Origin of the sequence: Methanobrevibacter sp., assembly GCF_015062935.1 — an archaeon.
In the GTDB taxonomy this organism is placed as follows: domain Archaea; phylum Methanobacteriota; class Methanobacteria; order Methanobacteriales; family Methanobacteriaceae; genus Methanocatella.
Genome location: NZ_SUTM01000022.1, coordinates 46,670 through 47,289 on the forward strand (window position 1 = coordinate 46,670; position 620 = coordinate 47,289).

At 38.5% G+C, this 620-nt stretch carries 1 protein-coding gene; it reads right to left on the reverse strand.

The features are described 5' to 3' along the window. On the reverse strand, positions 1–446 hold a 446-nt coding region (locus tag E7Z81_RS10065), incomplete at its 3' end, for a hypothetical protein (RefSeq protein WP_292747258.1). Positions 447–620: the final 174 nt, after the last annotated feature.

Sequence of the window (620 nt, forward strand, 5' to 3'; positions counted from 1 at the left end):
TCATCTTCGTCGTCGTAGTCTTCCCAGTCTTCATCATCTAAGTCGTCCTCGTCGTCGTAGTCTTCCCAGTCTTCATCGTCCAGGTCGTCCTCGTCGTCGTAGTCTTCCCAGTCTTCATCGTCCAGGTCATCTTCGTCGTCGTAGTCTTCCCAGTCTTCATCGTCCAGGTCGTCCTCGTCGTCGTAGTCTTCCCAGTCTTCATCGTCCAGGTCATCTTCGTCGTCGTAGTCTTCCCAGTCTTCATCGTCCAGGTCGTCCTCGTCGTCGTAGTCTGCATCATCCAAATTGTCGTCATCAATATCATATGAAATGTCATTGTATTCATCTATTGATAAATCATTAATTTCATTGATTGTGTTGTCAACATCTGATGCGAAAGTGACACCAGCAGACATTATAAGAAGTGCAAAGAGAATAAAAAATGCAAAAATTCTATTTTTACTCATTTAATTCACCTCTTATTTAATTGTAAAAATATTTACAATTATAAGTAATGTATGATTTACATCATATATAAACATTCAAGTAAATTTTTTAGAGGCTCTTTCAAAAACTTAAGTGATTTTTAGAAAATCGCATTGTCCTCATCCCAATACCTCAGTTTTAAGTCAAATCTTTTT